Source organism: Micromonospora coriariae (assembly GCF_900091455.1).
Taxonomy (GTDB): Bacteria; Actinomycetota; Actinomycetes; order Mycobacteriales; family Micromonosporaceae; genus Micromonospora; species Micromonospora coriariae.
The window spans coordinates 3,903,960-3,923,717 of record NZ_LT607412.1; the positions used below are offsets into that span (position 1 = coordinate 3,903,960).

Consider the following 19,758-nt stretch of genomic DNA (forward strand, 5'->3'; position numbering starts at 1 on the left):
TCGACGACCACGGTTCCCCGGCGGGTGCCGCCCGCCGGGGAACCCGTCGGTCAGGAGTTCAGCCGCCAGATCGACAGGTTCAGTGCGGCGGCGAACGTGACCCAGGCCCAGTAGGGCAGCAGCAGCGCCGCCGCGACCCGGGAGACCCGGGCGAACAACGCCACGGTGAGCCCGATCGCCAGCCACATCGCCACGATCTCGGCGAACGCCAGCCCGTACTGCCCCGCGCCGAAGAACAGCGGGGTCCAGATCGCGTTGAGCACCAGCTGGGCGGTCCACGCCCAGAGCGCGGGCCCGAAGCCGACCCGACGCCAGACCAGCCAGCCGGCCACCGCGATCAGCGCGTACAGCACCGTCCAGACCGGGCCGAACAGCCACGAGGGCGGCGCCCAGCCGGGCTGCCGCAGGCCGGCGTACTCGTCGGTGGTGCCCCGCACCCCCAGCCCGCCGATCGCGGCCGCGACGAAGACCGCCGCCGCGAAGCAGGCGAGCGCCCAGCGGGACCGTCGACCGGAGGTCGGCGGCACGTCCTGCGATGTCTCCACGGTCGAGATATTTCCGCCTGGCCGGCGGTCAAACCGTCGCGCGGACCCCGCTCGGCCCGCAAGGGCATCCCGGGGCCGGCGCCCTTGGACAGCACGGCGCCGGGACCGCCACGTCCGGTGCTCCTGTCGGGAGGACGGAGCTCCGGCCGCGGCGACCCCGGCGGGTCCCGGTATTACGAGGTACGGACGTCAATTGAAGATGCTGACACCACCCGGGCCGACCAACAGCCCGACGACGATGAGGACGATGCCCCACAGGATCTGCCGGCGGAACAGCGCGAGGATGCCGGCGACCACGAGTACGACTGCGAGAATCCAGAGAATCAGCTCCATGACCTCTGACTACCCGAGCGTCCGATCGGAGAAACCTGGTCGCTCTCGTGATGATCGCCGACATGGAAGACGCTGTAGGCCTGCTTGATCACCGGGTGCGCGACGTTACGTACCCGTACCCCACCGGGAGTTGTGCCGCGCTCGGTGCCGGCGTGCGCGTGCCCGTGCAGAGCCAGCGCGGTGGGCGCCGAGTCGATAGCCTGCCCGAGCTGGTACGAGCCGAGGAACGGGTAGATCTCCAGGGGCTCGCCGGCCAGCGTGTCCGGCACCGGTGAGTAGTGGGTGAGCGCCACCAGCAGGTCGCAGTCGAGCGACCGCAGCGCCGTACCGAGGCGGTCCGCGCTGTCATTGGTGGTGTGGACGAACGCCTTCATCTCCGGCTCGCCGAAGTCGCTCGCACACCGCCCGGCGAATCCGCCGCCGAAGCCCTTGACGCCGGCGATGCCGAGTCGGCCGCCCGCGCAGTCCAGCACGACGCCGTTGCCCTCCAGCACGGTGATGCCCGCGTCCTCGAGCACCTTGACCACCTGCGGCACCTGGTCACACTGATGGTCGTGGTTGCCCAGCACGGTCACCACCGGCACGTCCAGCCCGCCGAACTCCTGGGCCACGCAGCGCGCCTCCGACTCGGTGCCGTGCCGGGTCAGGTCCCCGGCCAGCAGGAGCACGTCGGCGCAGTCCGGCAGCTCCTCCAACGCCGGGCGGAACCGGCCGACCACGTCCTCGTCCAGATGCACGTCGCCCACAGCGGCGATCCGGATCACCATGAAGCCTCCCTCAGGGCAGTTGCTCGATCTCCGTGGGCGCCTGGGCGCGGATCACCCCGATGTCGCTGGTGATCGGCACGTCCGGGAAGCGCTCGGCCACTCGGCGCAGGATCTCCTCGCGCCGGTGCGGGCTCTCCACCTCGCCGTAGAGCACGAGGGCGCGTTCCCGACGGACCACTGTGATTCCCTGTTCGGCCACGGCGGGATCCTCGGCGAGCAGCCGGTGGATCTCGGCCTCGACGTACTCGTCGGGTGGTCCGGCGCCGCTGTCGCGATGGTGGGTCACGGTGTCCCCTCTCCTGCCGGGGTGCCGGTTTCCGGCACCACCTCCAGCCGGTCCAGCAGCACCAGGAACGCCTCGGCGTACGGCGAGTGCTGCGTCTCCTTGCGTACCCGTTCCCAGTCGATCTGCTCCCGCAGTGACCGGGCCAGTGGCAGGCCACGGGCGAAGTCGCAGTAGTGCTGGGAGAAGCTGAGGAGCTTGTGCACCATCAGCTGGGTGGCGGACAGGACCGGCATGTGAATCGCGTCCACCGGCCGGACGACCGTGTCGGCGAACGTCTCCTCGGTCACCGGCGTCTCGATCGGCCGGTGGATCAGATCGACCATCCGCCCGTCGTCGAAGACCTTCACCAGCCAGTCCTCCGGCGGACGCTCAGCGACGAAGCCGGCGGCCACCAGGGCCTCCAGGGCTCGCTCGACGTCGGCCTCCCGGATCAGGAAATCGACGTCGTGATCGCTGGAGTGACCACCGTGGGCGTAGACGGCGAAGCTGCCACCCAGCGCGAACGGGATCTCGGACTGCTTGAGCACGGCGGCGACCTTCTTCAGGGTGTGCACCAGACTCTCGTCCCCGCGCTCAGCCATCTGGTTCTCCCGTCGGTCGTGTTGGTGGACAGGCGGTTGGATTCGAACTCCCGTACCCGGCATTCCGGTCGTCCACACCTGGCCCGGTCGCGGGCGGGTGCGAACAGGGATCAAGCACCACAAACTGCGCAGGCTGGAGCGCAGGTCGGATAACCTGTCGAGGGTGGCGAGATCATCGGGGACGCGACGCGGCAGGACCCGGTTGCGCACAGTGGCCCTGATCGGCATCGACGGTTCGGGCAAGACCACACAGGCGCACCGGCTGGCCGCCGCGTTGACCGCCGCGGGCCGCCCGGCCACCTACCGCCGCAACGCCAGCGGGCGCCGCTGGCTCGGACGGCTCGCCCACCGGCTCGGCCGCCCCGACGCCCAGCGACTCGTCGGGCGCGACGGCGTGCTGGCGGTGGAATCCGTGCTGCGCTGGCTCGCCATCGCCGCCGCCCTGCTCAGCTGCCTGCTCACCGGCCGGACGGCGGTGATGGATCGCTACTCGGCCTGCCAGTACGCCAGCATCCGCGCGCACGGGGGGCACCGCTGGGAGCGGCTGGCCCGGGCCGGTTACCGGTTCTTCCCCACACCGCAGGTGACCTTCCTGCTCGCCGTCGACCCGGCTGAGGCGTACCGGCGGATCGAACAGCGGGGCACCGACCACGAGACGATGGGCTGGCTGACCGCCGCCGACACCGCCTACCGCGCCCTACCCGAATATCCGACCTTCGTCCTGGTGGACGCGGGCCGCCCGGCCGAGGAGGTGACCGAGCAGATTCAGGCGCACCTGGCGACCTGGCTGCCGCCGTCCGCCCGCCCCGGCCCGAGCCGTCCGCCCGCCGAACCGCCGCCGTCCGACGTGCCGGCGGCGGGGGAGCGGACCAGCCGCACGGCTGCCGGGCCGCTGGTGGGTCAGGCCCGTCCGTAGACCGGGACGGTGGCGCCGCTGGTCGGCGCGGACTCCCCGGACGCCAGGAAGCGGATCACCGGGGCGATCTCGGCCGGGGCCACCCAGCGGGAGTGGTCGGCGTCGGGCTGAGCGGCACGGTTCGCCGGTGTGTCGATGATGCTGGGCAGCACGGTGTTGCAGCGCACGTTGCGGGACCGGTACTCGACCGCGACCGCGTTGGCGAAGGCGAGCACCGCGGCCTTGGCCGTGACGTAGCCGGCCGCGCCGGGGAACGGGGCGACCGCCGCGCGGGCCGAGACGCAGACCACGGCCCCGCCACCGGCCGCCACCAGGTGGGGCAGCGCGGCCTGGGTCACCAGGTAGGTGGGCCGCAGATTGGCGGTGAGCATCCGCTCGAACTCCTCGACCGGCGTCTCATGCACCAGCCCGCCGCTGGCGTAACCGCCGACCAGGTTGACCACCGCCCGCAGCGGCGCCGCCGGTTCGCCGGCGGCGGCCTCGACGGCCCGCGCCGCGCCGGCCGGGTCGGTCAGGTCCGCGACGAGCCGGACCAGCCCGTCGGCCGCCGGCTCCGACCGGGGCCGGGCTCCCCGCTCCGGTACGACCACCCGCCAGCCGGCCGTCAGGAAGGCGGTGGTGACCGCCCCGCCCAGCCCGCCCGTGCCCCCGGTGACCAGCACACTGCGCTCCGCCATGCGGCACACGCTAGCGCCGCCCCGGTCCGTTGACCGCCCCGACCCGCTCCGCCGCGTCCACGCCGTCCGGTCGGCTCGGGTCGACGCGTCGGCGGGGGAGCCCTGCCCGGTGTGGCTGGTCGGGGACGCCGTACGGTCTGGCCAGGCCCGGTTTTCGGTGCGCCCCGAGCCGTCCGGCAGGTTGACCGGGCCCGGCGGGGGAGGTGGCACGGTCCCGGCGGTGGCACGCTTGGCCTGACGGGCTCGCCCGATCGGCGGTACTTTCCCCAACACGTGGAGTCATGGTTGACGCTCACGCCTCGTGAAAGTAAGTTTCATCCGTGGCGAAGAGTCCGAAGATTTCTGCGAGTCACGAGCCCGGTGGGCTGATCGTCCACATCAGCGGGCTGCTGCCGTCGCTGTCGCCTGCTGAGCAGCGGGTCGCCCGGTTGGTCGTCGCCGACCCGGCTGCCGCCGCCCGCCGGACGATCACCGATCTCGCCACCGCAGCCGAGACGTCCGAGGCGACGGTCATCCGGTTCTGCCGTTCGGTGGGCATGGACGGTTACCCGCAGCTGCGCATCCGGCTCGCCGCCGAGGCCGCCCGCCGGGTCGAACCACCGGACGCCCGGGTCGTCGGCGGTGACATCCCGCCCGGCGCCGACCTCGCCCAGATCATCGCCACCATCGCGTTCAACGACGCCCGCGCGGTCGAGGAGACTGCCGAGCAGCTCGACCCGGCCATCTGTGAGCAGGTGGTCGAGGCGATCGCCGGCGCCGGCCGGATCGACATCTACGGTGCCGGCGCCAGCGGCTTCGTCGCCTCCGATTTCCAGCAGAAGCTGCACCGCATCGGCCGGATCGCCTTCTACTTCCCGGACGTGCACACCGCGCTGACCTCGGCCGCGCTGCTCGGCCGGGGCGACGTGGCGGTCGGCATCTCGCACACCGGCACCACCTCTGACGTGATCGAGGTGCTGGAGCAGGCCCGGACGCGGGGCGCCGTGACCGTCGCGCTGACCAACTTCCCGCGCTCGCCGATCACCGACGTGGCCGACTTCGTGCTGACCACCGCCGCCCGGGAGACCACCTACCGCTCCGGCGCGACGGCCAGCCGATTGGCCCAACTCACCGTGGTCGACTGCCTGTTCGTCGGAGTGGCCGCGCGCAACCGGTCCCGGGCGCGCAAGGCGCTCGAAGCGACCGCCGAGGCCGTCCTGTCGCACCGGGTGGGTGCGAATCGGAGGCGGGGATGACGGCCGGTGCGGTGGAGCCGGACGAGGACATGCCAGCACCGCCCGCCCGCCCGACTGTCCGGGTGGGCGCCCCCACCGAACGGCGCAACCCGCTCAGCGCCGACCTCGACCTGATGTCGACCCGGGACGTACTCACCGTGATCAACGAGGCCGATCGGCGCGTGCCCACGGCGGTCGCCGCGGTGCTCGACGAGATCGCCGCCGCAGTCGACCTGGCGGTCGCGGCGCTGCGCGACGGCCACCGGGTCCACTACTTCGGTGCCGGCACCTCGGGCCGGCTGGCTGTGCTCGACGCGGCCGAGCTGGCCCCCACCTTCAACTCGCCTCGGCACTGGTTCTGCTCGCACCTCGCCGGCGGGCCGGACGCCATGTGGCAGGCCGTGGAGGATGCCGAGGACGACGACCGGGGCGGCGCGGCCGATGCGGCCGGATGTGTGCGCGCGGGTGACCTCGTGGTCGGTCTCGCCGCCAGCGGACGCACCCCGTACGTCCTCGGGGCGCTCGCCGCGTCCCGCGCCAAGGGCGCCTCGACCGTGCTGCTCTGCGCCAATCCGGAGGCGGAGGCGGCCCGATCGGTCGACGTGTTCATCGGGGTGGACACCGGACCCGAGGTCGTCACGGGGTCGACGCGCATGAAGGCGGGCACAGCGCAGAAGTTGGTGCTCAACGCGTTCTCGACCGCCGTCATGGTGCGCCTGGGTCGCGTCTACTCGAACCTCATGATCGACATGGTGGCGACGAACGCGAAGCTCCGGGGGCGGATGATCTCGATCCTGGTCGAGGCCACCGGCTGCTCGGAGGAGGTCTCCCGGCGGGCCCTCAACGAGGCCGACGGCGATCTGAAGACCGCCCTGGTCTCACTGGTCTCCGGCGCCGAGGTCGCTGCCGCGCGGGCCGCGCTGGCCCGCTCCGCCGACCAGGTTCGCGGCGCCCTCGCCCTGCTCGCCACCTGACCCCAACCGCCCGAGTCGACGGCGGGAAGCGAACCGGGCTTCGGATTGTTCATCTTGCCGAGGGGTAATAACACCCTCGTGGATGAACCGACCGGTCCACCGGTGCGTATCTGGCAGTGACCAGGATCGCACCGCGGTGGTGACCCGGGTCGCTGTGCCCCCGCGGCGGGCGGTGTTGCCATGGTGCGGGCGTTCGGCGATTCGTCGACCCGCCAACCCGTACGTGGTGCCCAGCGGCGAGCCACCCGACGGGTGCTGACAGCAAACATGGACCGTGCTCTCAGCTACTACTCAGGCATTCGTGACACTTTCGACTCACGACATGGAATCCCCGACACGTCTCATCTGTTGTGTAGGTGTCAGCGCCGGTGGGCACAGCGGAAGTTACCGGGGGGCTGACGGACGTGGGGATGGCAAGGAACCGGGCAACCGGCGCGAGCGAGGGGACCGTGGGCAACGTGGACAAGAACATCGGCATGCGCACCGATCAGGTGGCCGAGGAGCGCGACCTGGTCGGCGTCTACCTGCACGAGATCTCCCGGACGCCACTGCTGGACGCCGCCCGGGAGGTCGATCTCTCCAAGGCGATCGAGGCCGGCCTCTACGCCGAGCACCTGCTCGCTGAGGATCGCGTCCCGGCCGGTGTCGACCGGGACGACCTGGAGCGGCTGGTCGTCGAGGGTGACCGGGCGAAGGATCTCTTCATCCGCGCCAACCTGCGGCTGGTCGTGTCGATCGCCCGCCGCTACGTGCGCTCGGGCATGCCCATGCTGGACCTGATCCAGGAGGGCAACACCGGCCTGGTCCGGGCGGTCGAGAAGTTCGACTACGAGCGTGGCTACAAGTTCTCCACCTACGCCACCTGGTGGATCCGCCAGGCGATCAGCCGGGCGATCGCCCAGCAGGAGCGCACCGTCCGACTGCCGGTGCACCTGGTGGAGGACGTCAACCGGATGCGCAACGTGGCCCGCCAGCTCACCCGTGAGCTGGGCAGCGACCCGGAGCCGGAGCAGATCGCGGCATCGCTCGGCGTCACCGTCGAGCGGGTCAACGAGCTGCGCCGCTGGTCGCAGGACACCGTGTCGCTGGACACGCCGGTCGGCGACGACGGCGACACCAAGCTCGGCGACCTGGTCGCCGACACGGACGCCCCGTCGCCGGAGGACATCGTCCTCTCCGGGCTGGAGCGGCAGCGCATCGAGGGGCTGCTCAACCACCTCGACGACCGGTCGGCCGGCATCATGCGGGCCCGCTACGGGCTGGAGGACGGCCGCGAGCACTCGCTCACCGAGGTCGCGTCCCGGTTCTCGCTGTCCCGCGAGCGGATCCGGCAGCTGGAGATCCAGGCCCTCGGCCGGCTCCGTGAGCTGGCCCGCGCGGAGGGCCTGCAGGCAGCCTGACCCGGTAGTAATGAACGGCGAACGGCCGGCGTCCGATAGGGGGACGCCGGCCGTTCGCCGTATCCGCTCGCGGCTACCGGACCCGGCCGTAGCCCTGGATGGGCATCATGTTCATGCCCCGCTTGAGCACGTTGCGGCCGGCACTCGGTGCGTCGATAACCTGGTTGCCGCCCACGTAGAGGGCGACGTGCCCGAGCCCGCTGTAGAAGACCAGGTCTCCCGGGCGCAGGTCACTCCGGCCGATGTGGGCGACCGCCCCCCACTGCATCCGGGTGTTGTGCGGCAGCGACTTCCCGGCCGCCCGCCAGGCGGCGGAGGTCAGCCCGGAGCAGTCGTAGCCGTTCGGCCCGTCGGCCGCCCAGACGTACGGCTTGCCCAGCGCGCCGTAGGCGTAGCGCACCGCGGTGCCGGCCGCGCCGGCGATGGCGGGAACGTCTCCGGCCTCGGCCGCCGGCTTGGGCGAGGGGCGCTCGGTGGGCGCCCCGTACGCCTGCCGGCGCAGCTCGTACAGCCTGGTCAGGTCCCTCTCGATCTGCTTCTTGGCCGTCCCGAGCTGACGGGCCTGCGCGGCCTGCCGGGTCAGCGTGGCGTCCAGGCGGTGCTTCTCGTCGAGCAGCCGCTTCTGGCTGGCGGTGAAGCCGGAGATGCGTTCCTGCCGCTGACGGGTGAGCTGGTCGAGCGCTCCGAGCCGATCCAGCAGCGCGGCCGAGCCGCCGGGACGCAGCAGCGCGTCCGCGGTACGCAGCTCGCCGCTCTTGTAAGCGGTGTTGGCCAACTCGGCGACGTCGGCCCGGCTCTGCTCGGCCTGCTGTTCCAGCGGGCCGATGCGGGCCTGTAATCGGGCTGCCGAGGTCTTGTTGGACTTGATCTCCTCGGCGAGCTTGTTGTACGACTCGACGACCCGCTCCAACTCGGCCGAGGACGTCTCGATCCGGCGGGTCAGGTCGGCGGGGGACGGCTCCGCGTGGGCCGCCGCCGACGGGGCGATCAACGCGGCCGACATGCCGGCGAGCGCCATGGTGCGCAGCAGGGTTCTCAGGGATGACAAGAGCGAAAGGCCCCTCTCCCACGGCCGCCGACGGGGCTGCTGACGCCCTCGGCGACACCGGCCGGGGCCATCCGGGCGGACGGCACTGGGCCGGACCGGCTCGCCCAACCTAACCCGGGACGGCTGTCGCCCGCAGTTGAAGTAGTGGCGAATGTTGGCGTTGTGGCCGGTAGTGCCGCTGCGCTCGATGAAATCCAGCGAGGCTGCTGGCGCTGCACGGACCGATCGATATGCCGCTCTCGTCGCCAAATGGCAGGTTTGTGACCTTCGTCGTTCTCGGCGTATGCCGCCGGATACCTGCGCTCCATAACCGATAAAACCTGAAATGGATGCTGTTTCTCGACGATGTCCGCCGGACGAGCGAGCTGTCGGAAGCCGGTAAATGGCCCGGCGGGCTGGCGGCGCCCGAACACAATGAACACCGGAGCCGGGAATCCCGTCGACAGGCAGCGATGCCTGCGACCTGCGGGCCAGCCCGGCGAACCGCCCCACGGGAGGAACCGTGAATCGTGAAGGCGCAGCCACGCGACCGCAGCGAACGGTGCCCGGTGCCAGGTCCACCCTGCTGTACGCGCGGCCCGGCATCATCGTGACCGTCGACCGGTTCACCGTCGGCCGGACCAGTTACCGGATCGCCGACCTGACCCACCTACGCACCACCCGGGGTCCACACGACCGGATCGCCGTCCGGGCGGTCGCGATCACCGCCGCCATGCTCGGCGGCGTCGGGCTGCTGCTCGGCTTCACCGGCGGCCTGCAACGGCTGACCGCCGGGGCGTACCTCATCCTCGGGGCGGTGTTCCTGCTGCCCGCGGTGCTGGCCCTGGTCGGCGATCGCTGGCGCCCGCCCCCGCACGAGCTGTGGGGATGGCACCGGGGCGCGGAGGTGCTTCTGTTCAGCGCCGACGACGAGCGCCAGTTCGGCCAGGTCACCCGGGCGCTGCTGCGAGCCCGGGAAGTGAACCGGTACGGCGGCTGGGCGGATCCGCTCGCCTCGGCGGACCCGTGGCGACCCAGCCGCTGACCCGCCTGCCCCGACACGGGCCCGTGCCGGGGTGCCGACGATCGGCCGCTCAGCTGGCGACCGGCTCCGGCGTACGCTCCGTCGGGCGGGCCAGCCACCCGGTGACCCGGCGCTCGGCGTAGAACGAGACGAACGGCACAGTGCCGGCCAGCATCACCAGGAGCATCCGCTTCAGCGGCCAGTCGGCCCGGCGGCTCAGGTCGAACGCGGCCACCAGGTAGATCATGTAGAGGAAGCCGTGTGCCGGCCCCACCGTCTCCACCACGACCGGGTTGTCGAACGCGTACTTCAGCGGCATGCCGATCACGACAAGCAGGATCAGCACCACGCCCACGATCCAGGCGATCACGCGGTACCGGGTAAGGGCTGCGCCCACCTTCGTCCGTCCTTCCGAGCCCCGGCTCAGCCGGGATAGTCACCGGGCCGGGCGCCCGGATTGGCGTTCAACCATGACAGGTAGTCGTTGTAGGCGGCCAGGTCCGTGTCGTCGGCAGCCTCGCCGCCCGCGGCGACCCGGGCGACCCGCACCGGTCGGCGTACCGCCGGACGGGACCCTGCGGTCCCGGCCGGCACCGCCTCGGCGACCGGCGCGTCGGCGGGGTCGGCCGGCGGTTCGGCGGCGACCGCCGCCTTCCGGCGGGCCAGCCGCACCTCGCGCCACCAGACGTAGACCACGAAGCCGGCGAAGATCGGCCACTCGACCGCGTATCCCCAGCTCAGGCTGTTGCCGGCGGTGGCCCGGCTGATCTGCCACCAGCCCAACCCGAGGAAGCCCACGACCAGCACGACCATGGCCACGTGACGCGCGATCCACGCCGGGGTCCAGAGCCACCTCATGGCGTCGAGGGTACCGGGGAGCGGGCGCGTCTCCGACACCGTGTCGTAGTTGTCGCGCGTCCGGGATGGTTTGGCGACACCCGGTGTGGGCATCCGTCTAGACGCCAGCCCAAACGAGACCAGGGGGGCGATGATGACCGGATCGGTACGCGAGGACGGCTTTCCGTCCAGTGGCGGCAGGGACATGAGCCCCGAGCAGCGGGTGCCGGAGTGGGGCGGCGACCAACTCGCCGACCCGGCGGACGTCGGCGGGGAGCTCGACGGTGACGCGCTCGGCGTCGACCCGACGGAGCTGAGCGACGAGGATCTGACCCGCGAGATGCACAGCCTGCACCGCACCCGGCTGGACACCCTCCGGCACGCGGCGGACTCCGCGCTCGCCAACCACCTGCGACGCACGGCTGAACTCGAGACCGAGTACCTGGCCCGCCACCCGGGCCGGGAGGTGGACCCGAGCCGCCTGCGGGACGCCTGATGGCGGCGCGTGCCGTGCGTGGCATGTCCGCCCCGCCCGAGGTGGTCTTCAATACGGCCACCGACCCGGCCCGGGCCTCGGCGTGGCTGCCCGAGCCGTTGCGCGGCGATGGCAGCCCCGCCACGGAGATCAGCAATGAGGAGCTGCGGGCCCGCTGGGGCGGCGACGACGCTGACTGGTCCGCGGAGATCCGGGTGGAGCCGGCGGACTCCGGCGGGGCCCGGATCCAGCTCGACCTGGCCGACGCCTCGGGCGGCGCTGCACTGGACGAGCTGGCCGACGAGGCGCTGAGCAACCTGCTGCGCGAGGTCGCCGACAACCTCCAGGCCGGCTGAGATCGCGGCCACGCGGGAGGGCTGCTCCCGCACCACAACGACACGTGAGGAGACCGGGTGACCGGCATTGGCCTGCGACAGAAGGCGGCCCGGCTGCGCCGGGCGTACGCGCCGCACGAGCACCGCCCACTCGGCGGCTACCTGGCGGCGATGGGCACCTACGCCGGGGTGACCGGTGCCATCGCCGGCCTGGTCAAGGTGACCGGGCGGCCGGTGCCCGAGCGGCCCGCCCCGGCCGACGTGGTGCTGCTCTCCATCGCCACGCACAAGCTGAGCCGGCTGCTGTCCAAGGACGCGGTGACCAGCCCCTTGCGGGCGCCTTTCACCCGGTACGACCACCCGATCGGCAGCGGGGAGGTGATGGAGCAGGTCCGTGACTCGGGCAGCTCCACCCGGCACGCCATCGGCGAGTTGCTGAGCTGCCCGTTCTGTCTGGCGGTCTGGGTGGCCACCGGGCTGACCGGTGGCCTGGTCCTCGCGCCCCGGCTGACCCGGCTGGTCGCCACCGCGCTCACCGCGGTCGCCGCGTCCGACTTCCTGCAGATGGCGTACGCGACCGCGCAGCAGGCCGCCGAGGGCGGCCACGACGACGACTGATCCGCGGACGAACGAAGAGGGGGCCGGCGGATGCCGGCCCCCTCTTCCGTAAGCGTCAGCGCTGCATGCCGGACCAGCCGTGCGGCGACTCCGGCTCCCGTTCGTCCTCGTCCGCCCCGGTGATGATGTCCCGGTCCACCGCCGTGCGGTCGTGTTCGTTGGCGAAGTCCGGCTCGGGCGTGGTGTCCCTGCCCTTCGGCGGTTGACCCAGCGCCGGCACCTTCCCGTCGTGGTCCTCGTGATGCGTCATGTCGGTGTCCCTTCTGCGGTCGCTCACGCGACGGAACCGCCCAGCAGGTCACTGGCCTCGTCCACCGCATACTCGCCCTCGGGCAGCGAGTCGATCCGGGCGAGCAGGTCCGCGGGGAGGTCGGCGGCCACCGCCCGGCGGTAGATGTCCGCCTGGGTGACCCGCTCCTGACCCCGGTAGATGTCGTCGAGCAGGTCGTCGAGAGCCCGGGTGTCCGGCTCGCCGGCCACGGATGCGTCGTCGGTCACGCTGATCAGCTACCCGGGCCGGATTCGGTCAAACGTCACGCCAGTGACCCGTCCGCGGCCTCCCGGCCGTCGCGATTCTGGCCGGCCAGGTCCGGGTGTGGAGACAGCGCCGCCCCCGGCCGGTGGCCGGGGGCGGCGCTGGTGTCGGTGTGCAGGTCGCCTCTCGGCGAGTGGCACTACGCGGCTCCAGCCGGACGGTATTCCGCGAAGGCTATTTGGGTGAGGCCCGGGGACACTGGACACACCGACACCTCAGTCAACGGGCCGACCCCCGAAGCTGTTCCGTCCACCGCCGTGTCCGCCGTCACAACACCTGGCGGGTCAGGCGGGGGTCGGCAGGGTGGCCCGGCGGGCCCGGACGGCGGTGGCCAGGTGGTCGAGCACCTCGGCGGTGTCGTCCCAGCCGAGGCAGGCGTCGGTGACCGACTGGCCGTACACCAGCTCCCGGGTGGGGTCGAGGTCCTGCCGGCCGGGCAGCAGGAACGACTCCAGCATCACGCCGGTGATCCCACGTTGGCCGCCGGCCAGCTGGGCGGCCACGTCCGCGGCGACCAGCGGCTGGTTGCGGTGGTCCTTGCCGCTGTTGGCGTGGCTGGCGTCGATCACCAGACGCTCCGGCAGCCCGGCCGCGCGGAGCAGGTCCAGGGCGCCGGCCACCGACTCCGCGTCGTAGTTGGGCCGGCCGCCCCCGCCGCGCAGCACCAGGTGCCCGTCGGTGTTGCCCCGGGTGTGCATGATCGCCGGGGTGCCGGAGAAGTCGATGCCGGGGAAGACGTGCGGTACCCCGGCCGCGCGGATCGCGTCCACGGCGGTGCCGATGCTGCCGTCCGGGCGGTTCTTCATGCCGATCGGCATGGACAGGCCGGAGGCGAGCTGCCGGTGCACCTGGCTCTCCACAGTGCGGGCACCGATCGCGCCCCAGGCCACCGTGTCGGCGATGTACTGCGGCGTGATCGGGTCGAGGAACTCGCAGCCCACCGGCAGTCCGAGGCGTAGTACGTCGAGCAGCAGCGCCCGGGCCCGTCGCAGGCCGGTGTTGACGTCCCCGCTGCCGTCCAGCCCCGGGTCGTTGATCAGCCCCTTCCAGCCCACCGTGGAGCGCGGCTTCTCGAAGTAGACCCGCATGACGATCAGCAGGTCGTCGGCGAGCCGGTCGGCGGCGGTACGCAGCCGCTGCGCGTAGTCGAGGGCGGCGGCCGGGTCGTGCACGGAGCACGGGCCGACCACCACCAGCAGGCGGTCGTCCTCGCGGTCCAGCACCCGACCCACCGCGCGTCGGCCGGTCAGCACGGCCGAGGCGAGCGGGGCGTCCAGAGGCAACTCGTGGTGCAGCAGCGCGGGCGTGGTCAGCGGCACGACACGGTCGATCCGCTGATCGCTGACCCGATCGGTCTCCGGGGTCGTCACGGTGGGCATCCTTCCGCCGACCGTGCCCGGGGCCGGTGCCCGGGACGAGCCGGCTGCTCGTACGCAAAAGGGCAGGAACGACAGCTCCTGCCCAGCCGGCTCGGTCCGTGGTGACGTCAGATCATGGTGAAGTCACCGGCGTGCGAGCCGGCTGCCTAAACCATCGATACGAACGCGTCACGAGGTCAGCCTACCCGACGGGCGGCGGGACCCGCACAACCGAGCGGCGGAACACCGCGTGCCGGGGCCGGGGTCGGGGTAACAGGGGTGCCATGACTGACGAGCAGAGCGACCAGGACCGGGTGGAGTCCCGTGCGCACCTCCTGCCGGAGGAGGCCGCGGTCGGCAGCGACGACCCGGAGGCGCAGGCCGACGCCATCCTCACCGAGTCGGACATCCGCGAGGAGGACCAGAACGCGGCGCCGGACACGGTGCTGGAGCACCGCACCTCCGATCAGACGGTGGTCGCGTCCGAGCCACCGGACTGAACGGTTGCTCCGCGCCCTCGGCGTGACCCCCGGTAGGTCTGCTCCCGCAGCCAGGCCAGCGGGCCGGCCGCCCACAGCCCGGGCGGCAGGTTGCGCACCGGGTCGAAGGCGAGCGCGGCGTCCTCCCGAGCGCTGAGCTGCGCACCGATGCTGACCTGCCCGACCGGCCGCCACGGTCCCACTGCGGACGCGACCGCGAGCACCAGGCGCGGCGCGTCCGCCCGGGTCGCGGCGGCCACCGCGGCCAGGCTCCGGCCGAGGTCGACCGAGTCGGGGTCGGCCAGCGCGGCCAGCCAGAGCCGGCGCCGACCCGCCCGGTAGCACATGATCGTGCTGTACGTCCCGGCGAAGCGACGTCGGGGCAGCGGCAGGTTCCGCAGCGCCGGGGCCGCGCCGCTGGAGCTGACCAGCAGGTCGAACGGGCCAGCGTCGGCGTGCACGCGCACCGCCAGGCCCAGCACGTCCGGCCAACTGCCGGGCGTCGGCACCCCCTTGGAGAGCCGAACGGTGGCCCGGTAGCGGCCGGGGTCGTCGAGCAGGCCGACCCCGGTGGGAGGTCCGGGCGTACCCCAGATCATCACCTCGCCGGAGAACGAGCGACCGGCCGGATGCAGCAACCGGCCGCGGCGCAGCCGGGTCAGTGCGGCGGTGGCGCGTACGACGGCGGTGGCGACCCGGCCGGCGGTGCGGGACGCGGGCGGGGGAACGGGCGGCGCGGGCATGCCCCACCGGTACCCCGAACGGCCGGCTCGATGCCGGCGGGTCGGCTCGCCGACCGACCGCACGTCACCTTTCCACCCGCGAGATCGGATAGCGTCGTCCCATGCCCGACAGCGGTTACCCCTGGCCCATCGAGACGTCCCGACTGGACAACGGCCTGCGCGTGGTGGTGAGCGAGGACCGCACCGCCCCGGCGGTGGCCGTCAACCTCTGGTACGACGTCGGCTCCCGGCACGAGCCGGCTGGGCAGACCGGCTTCGCCCACCTCTTCGAGCACCTGATGTTCGAGGGCTCGGTGAACGTGGCGAAGACCGAGCACATGAAGCTCATCCAGGGCTCCGGTGGTTCGCTCAACGCCACCACCAACCCGGACCGGACCAACTACTTCGAGACGGTCCCGGCCGAGCACCTGGAACTGGCGCTCTGGCTGGAAGCCGACCGGATGGGCGGCCTGGTCCCCGCGCTGACCCAGGAGACCCTGGACAACCAGCGTGACGTGGTGAAGAACGAACGCCGGCAGCGCTACGAGAACGTCCCCTACGGCGACGCCTGGCTGCGGCTGCTGCCGCTGCTCTACCCGCCGGGTCACCCCTACCACCACGCGACGATCGGCTCGATGGCCGACCTCAACGCCGCCGACCTCGCCACCTTCCAGGCGTTCCACCAGACGTACTACGCGCCGAACAACGCGGTGCTCACCGTGGTCGGCGACGCCGAGGCCACCGAGGTGTTCGCGCTGGCCGACAAGTACTTCGGCGCGCTGCCCGCGCGCGACGACATCCCGCCGGCACCGGACGGCCGGACCGTCCCGGCGACCGGGCGGCCGGCCGTGGAGAAGGTGACCGCCGACGTGCCGGCACCCCGGGTGTACGTCGCGCACCGCGGCTACCCGTTCGGCAGCGCGGGGTACGACGTGCTCACCGTGCTCGCCACCGTGCTCGGCAGTGGCCGGGGCAGCCGGCTCTACCAGCGGCTCGCCGACGGTGAGCGGATCGCCCAGCCGGACCTGGTCGGCGCGTACGGGGTGGACCTGGCGCACGCCCCGGCGCCGCTGATCGCCACCGCCACCGCCCGCCCCGGCGTGAGCGCCGAACGGCTGGCCGAGGGGCTGACCGAGGTCGTCGACGAGCTGGCGACCGTGCCGGTGACCGCAGCCGAGCTGGACCGCGCGAAGGCGTTGCTGAGCACCGCGTGGTGGCGTCAGATGTCGACAGTGGATGGTCGTGCGGACACGCTCGGCCGGTACGCCACCCAGTTCGGTGACCCGGCCCGGGCCGCTGACCGGCTGCCCGCCTGGCTCGCGGTGACCGCCGAGCAGATCGCCGAGGCGGCCGTCGACGTGCTCGGCGCGGCCGACCGGGTGACCCTGACCTACCTGCCCGAGGAGACCCCATGACGCTGATCGCCGACCGTCCCGGCCCGGGTGCCGCCCGCCCGTACCGGTTCCCGCCGGTGGTTCGCCGCGCCGTGGCCGGCGGTCAGGTGGTCGCCGCGCACCTGCCCGGGCAGAACCTCGCCGTCGCGCTGCTGCTGCTCGACGCCGGCGCCGGTCGGGAGCCGACCGGCAAGGAGGGGCTGGGTGGGGTGCTGGCCAAGGCACTGGAGGAGGGCACCGCGCAGCGGGACGCGACCGCGTACGCGCTGGCCATCGAGGCGCTCGGCACCGAGCTGGTGACCGGGCTGGACTGGGACTCGTTCCAGGTCAGCGTCCAGGTGCCGGTCGACCGGTTGACCGCCGCGGTGCAGCTGCTCGCCGAGGCCGTGCGGACGCCCCGACTGGACCCGGCCGACGTCCGGCGGGTTCGCGACGACGAGGCCAACGCGCTGCGGATGGACTGGGCGAACCCGGGCCCGCGCGCCGACGCCGCGTTGCGCGCGGACCTGTTCGGGGCCCAGAACCGGTGGGGGCGCCCGATGTACGGCGACCCGGAGTCGGTGGCCGGGCTGGACGTCGAGGACGTGACCGTCTTCCACTCCGAGTGGTTCCTGCGGCCGGGCACCCTGGTCGTCGCCGGTGACCTGGACCGGATCGACCTGGACGCGCTGGCCGCCGCGGTGTTCGCCGGCACCGGCGGGGGCCCGGCGGACCGGGGTGGCCCGATCGAGGTGCCGGTGCGCACCGGCCGGCGCATCATTCTGGTGGACCGTCCGGGCTCGGTGCAGTCCACGCTGCGACTGGGCCACCCGGCGCCGCACCGGGCACACCCCGACCACGTGCCGATGACGCTCGCCGGCACGGTCCTCGGCGGGGCGTTCACCTCCCGGCTCAACCACCTGATCCGCGAGGTGCACGGCTACACGTACGGCATTCGGGGTGACTTCGCCTCGTCCCGCCAGTTCGGCCGGTTCGCGGTCAGCTCCGGGGTGCAGACCGCGGTGACCGCGCCGGCCCTGGTCGAGGCGGTGGGCGAGATCACCCGTACCCAGGTCGGCGGGGTGACCGAAAACGAGCTGGCGGTGGCCCGCTCCTGGCGGGCCGGGCAGCTCTCGGTCGAGTTGCAGAGCCCCCGGGCGATCGCCTCCGCGCTGACCACGCTGGTGGTGCACGACCTGCCGGACGACTACCACGCCCGGCTGCGCGAGGAGTTGCTCGCCGCCGACGTGGACCAGGTCTCCGCGGCTGCCGCCATCCACCTGCACCCGGACGCGTTGACCCTGGTCATCGAGGGCGACGCCGCCATCATCCGCGACGACCTCACCGCCGCCGCCCTGGGCGAAATGATCACCCCCGCCTGACCCCGCCCTCCTCCTCCCCCTCGTGCCCCCTCGTCCTTCTCGTTGATCATGAAGTTGTTGTCACCCGGTACGGCGTGTCGTGACAACAACTTCATGATCAACGGTGGGAACGCGGGGGGAGGGTGGAGGAGGGGGGTGGGTGGGTGGGGGCGGGGTGGGGGTGGGGTGTGGGTGTGATGCGGGACCCGGGGGGTGGGAAAGGGCTCCCGGTTGTGGGTGCGGGCTGGGTAGCCTCGCGGGCATGAGGATCGGCATTGTGGGGGCCACCGGCCAGGTCGGTGGCGTGATGCGGCGGGTGCTGGCGGAGCGGGATTTCCCGGCGGAGCAGGTGCGGTTGTTCGCCTCGGCGCGGTCCGCCGGGCGTACGCTGCCGTGGCGCGACGGCGAGGTCACCGTCGAGGACGCCGCCACCGCGGACTACGCCGGGCTGGACATCGTGCTCTTCTCGGCCGGCAAGGGCACCTCGCTCGAGCTGGCGCCCCGGGTCGCCGAGGCCGGTGCCGTGGTGATCGACAACTCCTCGGCGTTCCGGATGGACCCGCTGGTGCCACTGGTGGTCGCCGAGGTCAACCCGCACGCCGCCGCCGATCGCCCGAAGGGCATCATCGCCAACCCCAACTGCACCACGATGGCCGCGATGCCGGTGCTGCGCCCGCTGCACGCCGAGGCCGGCCTGGTCGGCCTGGTCGTCTCCACCTACCAGGCGGTCTCCGGCGCCGGGCTGGCCGGCGTCGCCGAGCTGGACGAGCAGGTTCGCAAGGTCGCCGAGCACGCCTCGGGGCTCGCGTTCGACGGGTCGGCCGTGGAGTTTCCCGCGCCGCGCTCGTTCGCCGAGCCGATCGCCTTCAACGTGCTCCCGCTGGCCGGCTCGATCGTCGACGACGGCTCGTTCGAGACCGACGAGGAGCAGAAGCTCCGCAACGAGAGCCGCAAGATCCTGGAGATCCCCGACCTGAAGGTCTCCGGCACGTGCGTCCGGGTGCCGGTCTTCACGGGCCACTCGCTCCAGATCAACGCCCGGTTCGCCCGGCCGCTCACCCCGCAGCGGGCGCACGAACTGCTCGAAAGCGCGCCCGGAGTCGCGCTGACCGCCGTGCCGACGCCGTTGCAGGCGGCCGGGCAGGACCCGACCTACGTGGGCCGGATCCGCGCCGACGAAACCGTCGAGTACGGCCTCGCGTTGTTCTGCTCCAACGACAACCTGCGCAAGGGCGCCGCGCTCAACGCCGTGCAGATCGCCGAGCTGGTCGCCGCCGAGCGTCGCTGACCGCCGCCGTCACGTCGGGCCCCCGCCGGCTGCCGGCGGGGGCCACCGGGTGCGTGAGCCGTGGCTCGGCGGCCGCGGCAGCCCCCCGGTCGTGCTTGGATGGACGAAGCCGACCCTGCCACCTGGAGGATGCCGTGCCGGACGACCGGACCCAGCAGGCGTTGACCGACCTTATCGCCGGCCGCTCGATGGGCGTGCTCGCGACGATCAAGCGGGACGGGCGGCCACAGCTGTCCACTGTGATCTACTCCTTCGACCGCGAGGCGGGGCTGATCCGGGTCTCCGTCACCGACGGTCGCGCCAAGACCGCCAACCTGCGCCGCGACCCCCGAGCCAGCTTCCACGTGGGCAGCGAGGACGGCTGGGCGTACGCGGTGGTCGAGGGGCGCGCCGAGCTGACCCCGCCGGCCGCCGAATCGGGCGACGCCACAGTCGAGGAGCTGGTGGGGCTCTACCGGTCGCTGCGCGGCGAACACCCGGACTGGGATGACTACCGTCGGGCCATGGTCGCCGAGCAGCGGCTGGTGCTGCGCCTGCACGTCGAGCGCATCTACGGCATGCCGCCCCGCGGCTGACTGGCTGTCCCTTCCCGGTCGGCCCGGCTCGACAGGCGAGGTCGCGCCGACGGTGTGG

Annotated in this window: 26 protein-coding genes; 13 read left to right on the top strand and 13 right to left on the bottom strand. The window is 72.6% G+C overall.

The genetic code is table 11. From position 1 onward, the window contains the following. Window positions 1–50 precede the first annotated feature (50 nt). The 5 genes from GA0070607_RS18265 to GA0070607_RS18280 all read right to left on the bottom strand — a co-directional run bounded on the left by GA0070607_RS18265 (window position 51) and on the right by GA0070607_RS18280 (window position 2,740). Window positions 51–545: a TspO/MBR family protein gene (locus GA0070607_RS18265; RefSeq protein ID WP_089019287.1), complete on the bottom strand. Its 495-nt coding sequence runs from the start codon at window positions 543–545 to the stop codon at window positions 51–53. Window positions 546–734: 189 nt separating this feature from the next. Then, the gene (locus tag GA0070607_RS32785) at window positions 735–878 is read right to left on the bottom strand and encodes a GPGG-motif small membrane protein (RefSeq protein ID WP_007464364.1); all 144 of its coding nucleotides are present in this window, start codon (window positions 876–878) and stop codon (window positions 735–737) included. After that, complete coding sequence (locus GA0070607_RS18270) at window positions 869–1,645, bottom strand: metallophosphoesterase family protein (protein ID WP_089019288.1); 777 nt, start codon at window positions 1,643–1,645, stop codon at window positions 869–871. The genes GA0070607_RS32785 and GA0070607_RS18270 overlap by 10 nt, the downstream gene beginning before the upstream one ends. A gap of 10 nt (window positions 1,646–1,655) precedes the next feature. After that, a complete protein-coding gene (locus tag GA0070607_RS18275; protein ID WP_089019289.1) occupies window positions 1,656–1,931 on the bottom strand; it encodes a BON domain-containing protein in 276 nt (91 codons plus the stop codon). Beyond that, the gene (locus GA0070607_RS18280; RefSeq protein ID WP_331716422.1) at window positions 1,928–2,740 is read right to left on the bottom strand and encodes a nucleotidyltransferase family protein; all 813 of its coding nucleotides are present in this window, start codon (window positions 2,738–2,740) and stop codon (window positions 1,928–1,930) included. The genes GA0070607_RS18275 and GA0070607_RS18280 overlap by 4 nt, the downstream gene beginning before the upstream one ends. Between GA0070607_RS18280 and GA0070607_RS18285 the strand changes: the two genes are divergently transcribed. Beyond that, on the top strand, window positions 2,676–3,428 hold the full coding sequence (locus GA0070607_RS18285; protein WP_231929971.1) for a dTMP kinase: 753 nt from the start codon (window positions 2,676–2,678) through the stop codon (window positions 3,426–3,428). The two genes, GA0070607_RS18280 and GA0070607_RS18285, sit on opposite strands and share 65 nt — an antisense overlap. Here the strand turns inward: GA0070607_RS18285 and GA0070607_RS18290 are convergent. After that, complete coding sequence (locus GA0070607_RS18290; protein WP_089019291.1) at window positions 3,413–4,105, bottom strand: SDR family NAD(P)-dependent oxidoreductase; 693 nt, start codon at window positions 4,103–4,105, stop codon at window positions 3,413–3,415. The two genes, GA0070607_RS18285 and GA0070607_RS18290, sit on opposite strands and share 16 nt — an antisense overlap. A gap of 320 nt (window positions 4,106–4,425) precedes the next feature. Between GA0070607_RS18290 and GA0070607_RS18295 the strand changes: the two genes are divergently transcribed. From GA0070607_RS18295 to GA0070607_RS18305, 3 genes are all read left to right on the top strand, one after another. Next, entirely contained in the window at window positions 4,426–5,340 is a 915-nt protein-coding gene (locus GA0070607_RS18295) for a MurR/RpiR family transcriptional regulator (protein ID WP_089019292.1), read from the top strand. Then, window positions 5,337–6,293 carry an N-acetylmuramic acid 6-phosphate etherase gene (gene murQ / locus GA0070607_RS18300; protein WP_172899059.1) on the top strand — a complete coding sequence of 319 codons (957 nt, stop codon included), beginning with the start codon at window positions 5,337–5,339 and terminating at the stop codon, window positions 6,291–6,293. The genes GA0070607_RS18295 and murQ overlap by 4 nt, the downstream gene beginning before the upstream one ends. A gap of 410 nt (window positions 6,294–6,703) precedes the next feature. After that, a complete protein-coding gene (locus tag GA0070607_RS18305; RefSeq protein WP_089019293.1) occupies window positions 6,704–7,693 on the top strand; it encodes a sigma-70 family RNA polymerase sigma factor in 990 nt (329 codons plus the stop codon). A 73-nt stretch (window positions 7,694–7,766) separates the two neighbouring features. On the opposite strand, the gene GA0070607_RS18310 is transcribed toward GA0070607_RS18305, so the two are convergent. Next, the gene (locus GA0070607_RS18310; RefSeq protein ID WP_089019294.1) at window positions 7,767–8,741 is read right to left on the bottom strand and encodes a C40 family peptidase; all 975 of its coding nucleotides are present in this window, start codon (window positions 8,739–8,741) and stop codon (window positions 7,767–7,769) included. Window positions 8,742–9,282: 541 nt separating this feature from the next. Here GA0070607_RS18310 and GA0070607_RS18315 point away from each other — a divergent pair. Further along, window positions 9,283–9,765 (top strand): DUF6232 family protein, encoded by a 483-nt coding sequence (locus tag GA0070607_RS18315; protein WP_231929972.1) that lies wholly within the window; start codon window positions 9,283–9,285, stop codon window positions 9,763–9,765. Between the two features lie 49 nt (window positions 9,766–9,814). On the opposite strand, the gene GA0070607_RS18320 is transcribed toward GA0070607_RS18315, so the two are convergent. Further along, window positions 9,815–10,141, bottom strand: a complete 327-nt coding sequence (locus GA0070607_RS18320; RefSeq protein WP_089019296.1) for a DUF3817 domain-containing protein — start codon at window positions 10,139–10,141, stop codon at window positions 9,815–9,817. A gap of 26 nt (window positions 10,142–10,167) precedes the next feature. After that, entirely contained in the window at window positions 10,168–10,602 is a 435-nt protein-coding gene (locus GA0070607_RS18325; protein ID WP_197701106.1) for a hypothetical protein, read from the bottom strand. Between the two features lie 130 nt (window positions 10,603–10,732). Between GA0070607_RS18325 and GA0070607_RS18330 the strand changes: the two genes are divergently transcribed. The 3 genes from GA0070607_RS18330 to GA0070607_RS18340 are packed head-to-tail and all read left to right on the top strand — an operon-like array spanning window position 10,733 to window position 12,009. After that, entirely contained in the window at window positions 10,733–11,077 is a 345-nt protein-coding gene (locus GA0070607_RS18330) for a DUF6158 family protein (protein ID WP_089019298.1), read from the top strand. After that, window positions 11,077–11,412 (top strand): SRPBCC family protein, encoded by a 336-nt coding sequence (locus tag GA0070607_RS18335; protein WP_089019299.1) that lies wholly within the window; start codon window positions 11,077–11,079, stop codon window positions 11,410–11,412. Before GA0070607_RS18330 ends, GA0070607_RS18335 begins: the two co-directional genes overlap by 1 nt. Before the next feature lie 57 nt (window positions 11,413–11,469). After that, on the top strand, window positions 11,470–12,009 hold the full coding sequence (locus GA0070607_RS18340) for a DUF1360 domain-containing protein (RefSeq protein ID WP_089019300.1): 540 nt from the start codon (window positions 11,470–11,472) through the stop codon (window positions 12,007–12,009). Between the two features lie 55 nt (window positions 12,010–12,064). On the opposite strand, the gene GA0070607_RS18345 is transcribed toward GA0070607_RS18340, so the two are convergent. The 3 genes from GA0070607_RS18345 to GA0070607_RS18355 all read right to left on the bottom strand — a co-directional run bounded on the left by GA0070607_RS18345 (window position 12,065) and on the right by GA0070607_RS18355 (window position 13,923). Then, window positions 12,065–12,259, bottom strand: coding sequence for a hypothetical protein (locus GA0070607_RS18345; protein WP_089019301.1), 195 nt, complete (start codon window positions 12,257–12,259; stop codon window positions 12,065–12,067). A 23-nt stretch (window positions 12,260–12,282) separates the two neighbouring features. After that, a complete protein-coding gene (locus GA0070607_RS18350) occupies window positions 12,283–12,516 on the bottom strand; it encodes a hypothetical protein (RefSeq protein WP_408630914.1) in 234 nt (77 codons plus the stop codon). 312 nt (window positions 12,517–12,828) lie between these two features. Further along, window positions 12,829–13,923: a 3-deoxy-7-phosphoheptulonate synthase gene (locus tag GA0070607_RS18355; protein ID WP_089019303.1), complete on the bottom strand. Its 1,095-nt coding sequence runs from the start codon at window positions 13,921–13,923 to the stop codon at window positions 12,829–12,831. Between the two features lie 263 nt (window positions 13,924–14,186). On the opposite strand from GA0070607_RS18355, the gene GA0070607_RS18360 reads away from it, so the two are divergent. Beyond that, window positions 14,187–14,402 carry a hypothetical protein gene (locus GA0070607_RS18360; protein WP_089019304.1) on the top strand — a complete coding sequence of 72 codons (216 nt, stop codon included), beginning with the start codon at window positions 14,187–14,189 and terminating at the stop codon, window positions 14,400–14,402. Here GA0070607_RS18360 and GA0070607_RS18365 read toward each other — a convergent pair. Beyond that, window positions 14,369–15,124 (bottom strand): phosphodiesterase, encoded by a 756-nt coding sequence (locus GA0070607_RS18365; protein ID WP_089021925.1) that lies wholly within the window; start codon window positions 15,122–15,124, stop codon window positions 14,369–14,371. The genes GA0070607_RS18360 and GA0070607_RS18365 overlap by 34 nt on opposite strands. Before the next feature lie 101 nt (window positions 15,125–15,225). Between GA0070607_RS18365 and GA0070607_RS18370 the strand changes: the two genes are divergently transcribed. The 4 genes from GA0070607_RS18370 to GA0070607_RS18385 all read left to right on the top strand — a co-directional run bounded on the left by GA0070607_RS18370 (window position 15,226) and on the right by GA0070607_RS18385 (window position 19,700). Next, a complete protein-coding gene (locus tag GA0070607_RS18370) occupies window positions 15,226–16,518 on the top strand; it encodes a M16 family metallopeptidase (RefSeq protein WP_089019305.1) in 1,293 nt (430 codons plus the stop codon). Then, on the top strand, window positions 16,515–17,858 hold the full coding sequence (locus GA0070607_RS18375; protein ID WP_089019306.1) for a M16 family metallopeptidase: 1,344 nt from the start codon (window positions 16,515–16,517) through the stop codon (window positions 17,856–17,858). Before GA0070607_RS18370 ends, GA0070607_RS18375 begins: the two co-directional genes overlap by 4 nt. A 241-nt stretch (window positions 17,859–18,099) precedes the next feature. Beyond that, window positions 18,100–19,125 (top strand): aspartate-semialdehyde dehydrogenase, encoded by a 1,026-nt coding sequence (locus GA0070607_RS18380; protein WP_089019307.1) that lies wholly within the window; start codon window positions 18,100–18,102, stop codon window positions 19,123–19,125. A 134-nt stretch (window positions 19,126–19,259) separates the two neighbouring features. Continuing rightward, the gene (locus GA0070607_RS18385; protein WP_089019308.1) at window positions 19,260–19,700 is read left to right on the top strand and encodes a PPOX class F420-dependent oxidoreductase; all 441 of its coding nucleotides are present in this window, start codon (window positions 19,260–19,262) and stop codon (window positions 19,698–19,700) included. Window positions 19,701–19,758: the final 58 nt, after the last annotated feature.

What these genes read in the sequence shown, in the direction of transcription:
- GA0070607_RS18355 (WP_089019303.1), bottom strand. Translation starts at nt 13,923, where the DNA reads ATGCCCACCGTGACGACCCCGGAGACCGATCGGGTCAGCGATCAGCGG.
- GA0070607_RS18360 (WP_089019304.1), top strand. Translation starts at nt 14,187, where the DNA reads ATGACTGACGAGCAGAGCGACCAGGACCGGGTGGAGTCCCGTGCGCAC.
- GA0070607_RS18325 (WP_197701106.1), bottom strand. Translation starts at nt 10,602, where the DNA reads ATGAGGTGGCTCTGGACCCCGGCGTGGATCGCGCGTCACGTGGCCATG.
- GA0070607_RS18305 (WP_089019293.1), top strand. Translation starts at nt 6,704, where the DNA reads ATGGCAAGGAACCGGGCAACCGGCGCGAGCGAGGGGACCGTGGGCAAC.
- GA0070607_RS18380 (WP_089019307.1), top strand. Translation starts at nt 18,100, where the DNA reads ATGAGGATCGGCATTGTGGGGGCCACCGGCCAGGTCGGTGGCGTGATG.
- GA0070607_RS18375 (WP_089019306.1), top strand. Translation starts at nt 16,515, where the DNA reads ATGACGCTGATCGCCGACCGTCCCGGCCCGGGTGCCGCCCGCCCGTAC.
- GA0070607_RS18370 (WP_089019305.1), top strand. Translation starts at nt 15,226, where the DNA reads ATGCCCGACAGCGGTTACCCCTGGCCCATCGAGACGTCCCGACTGGAC.
- GA0070607_RS18280 (WP_331716422.1), bottom strand. Translation starts at nt 2,740, where the DNA reads ATGCCGATCAGGGCCACTGTGCGCAACCGGGTCCTGCCGCGTCGCGTC.
- GA0070607_RS18290 (WP_089019291.1), bottom strand. Translation starts at nt 4,105, where the DNA reads ATGGCGGAGCGCAGTGTGCTGGTCACCGGGGGCACGGGCGGGCTGGGC.
- GA0070607_RS18330 (WP_089019298.1), top strand. Translation starts at nt 10,733, where the DNA reads ATGATGACCGGATCGGTACGCGAGGACGGCTTTCCGTCCAGTGGCGGC.
- GA0070607_RS18345 (WP_089019301.1), bottom strand. Translation starts at nt 12,259, where the DNA reads ATGACGCATCACGAGGACCACGACGGGAAGGTGCCGGCGCTGGGTCAA.
- GA0070607_RS18335 (WP_089019299.1), top strand. Translation starts at nt 11,077, where the DNA reads ATGGCGGCGCGTGCCGTGCGTGGCATGTCCGCCCCGCCCGAGGTGGTC.
- GA0070607_RS18365 (WP_089021925.1), bottom strand. Translation starts at nt 15,124, where the DNA reads ATGCCCGCGCCGCCCGTTCCCCCGCCCGCGTCCCGCACCGCCGGCCGG.
- GA0070607_RS18270 (WP_089019288.1), bottom strand. Translation starts at nt 1,645, where the DNA reads ATGGTGATCCGGATCGCCGCTGTGGGCGACGTGCATCTGGACGAGGAC.
- GA0070607_RS32785 (WP_007464364.1), bottom strand. Translation starts at nt 878, where the DNA reads ATGGAGCTGATTCTCTGGATTCTCGCAGTCGTACTCGTGGTCGCCGGC.
- murQ (WP_172899059.1), top strand. Translation starts at nt 5,337, where the DNA reads ATGACGGCCGGTGCGGTGGAGCCGGACGAGGACATGCCAGCACCGCCC.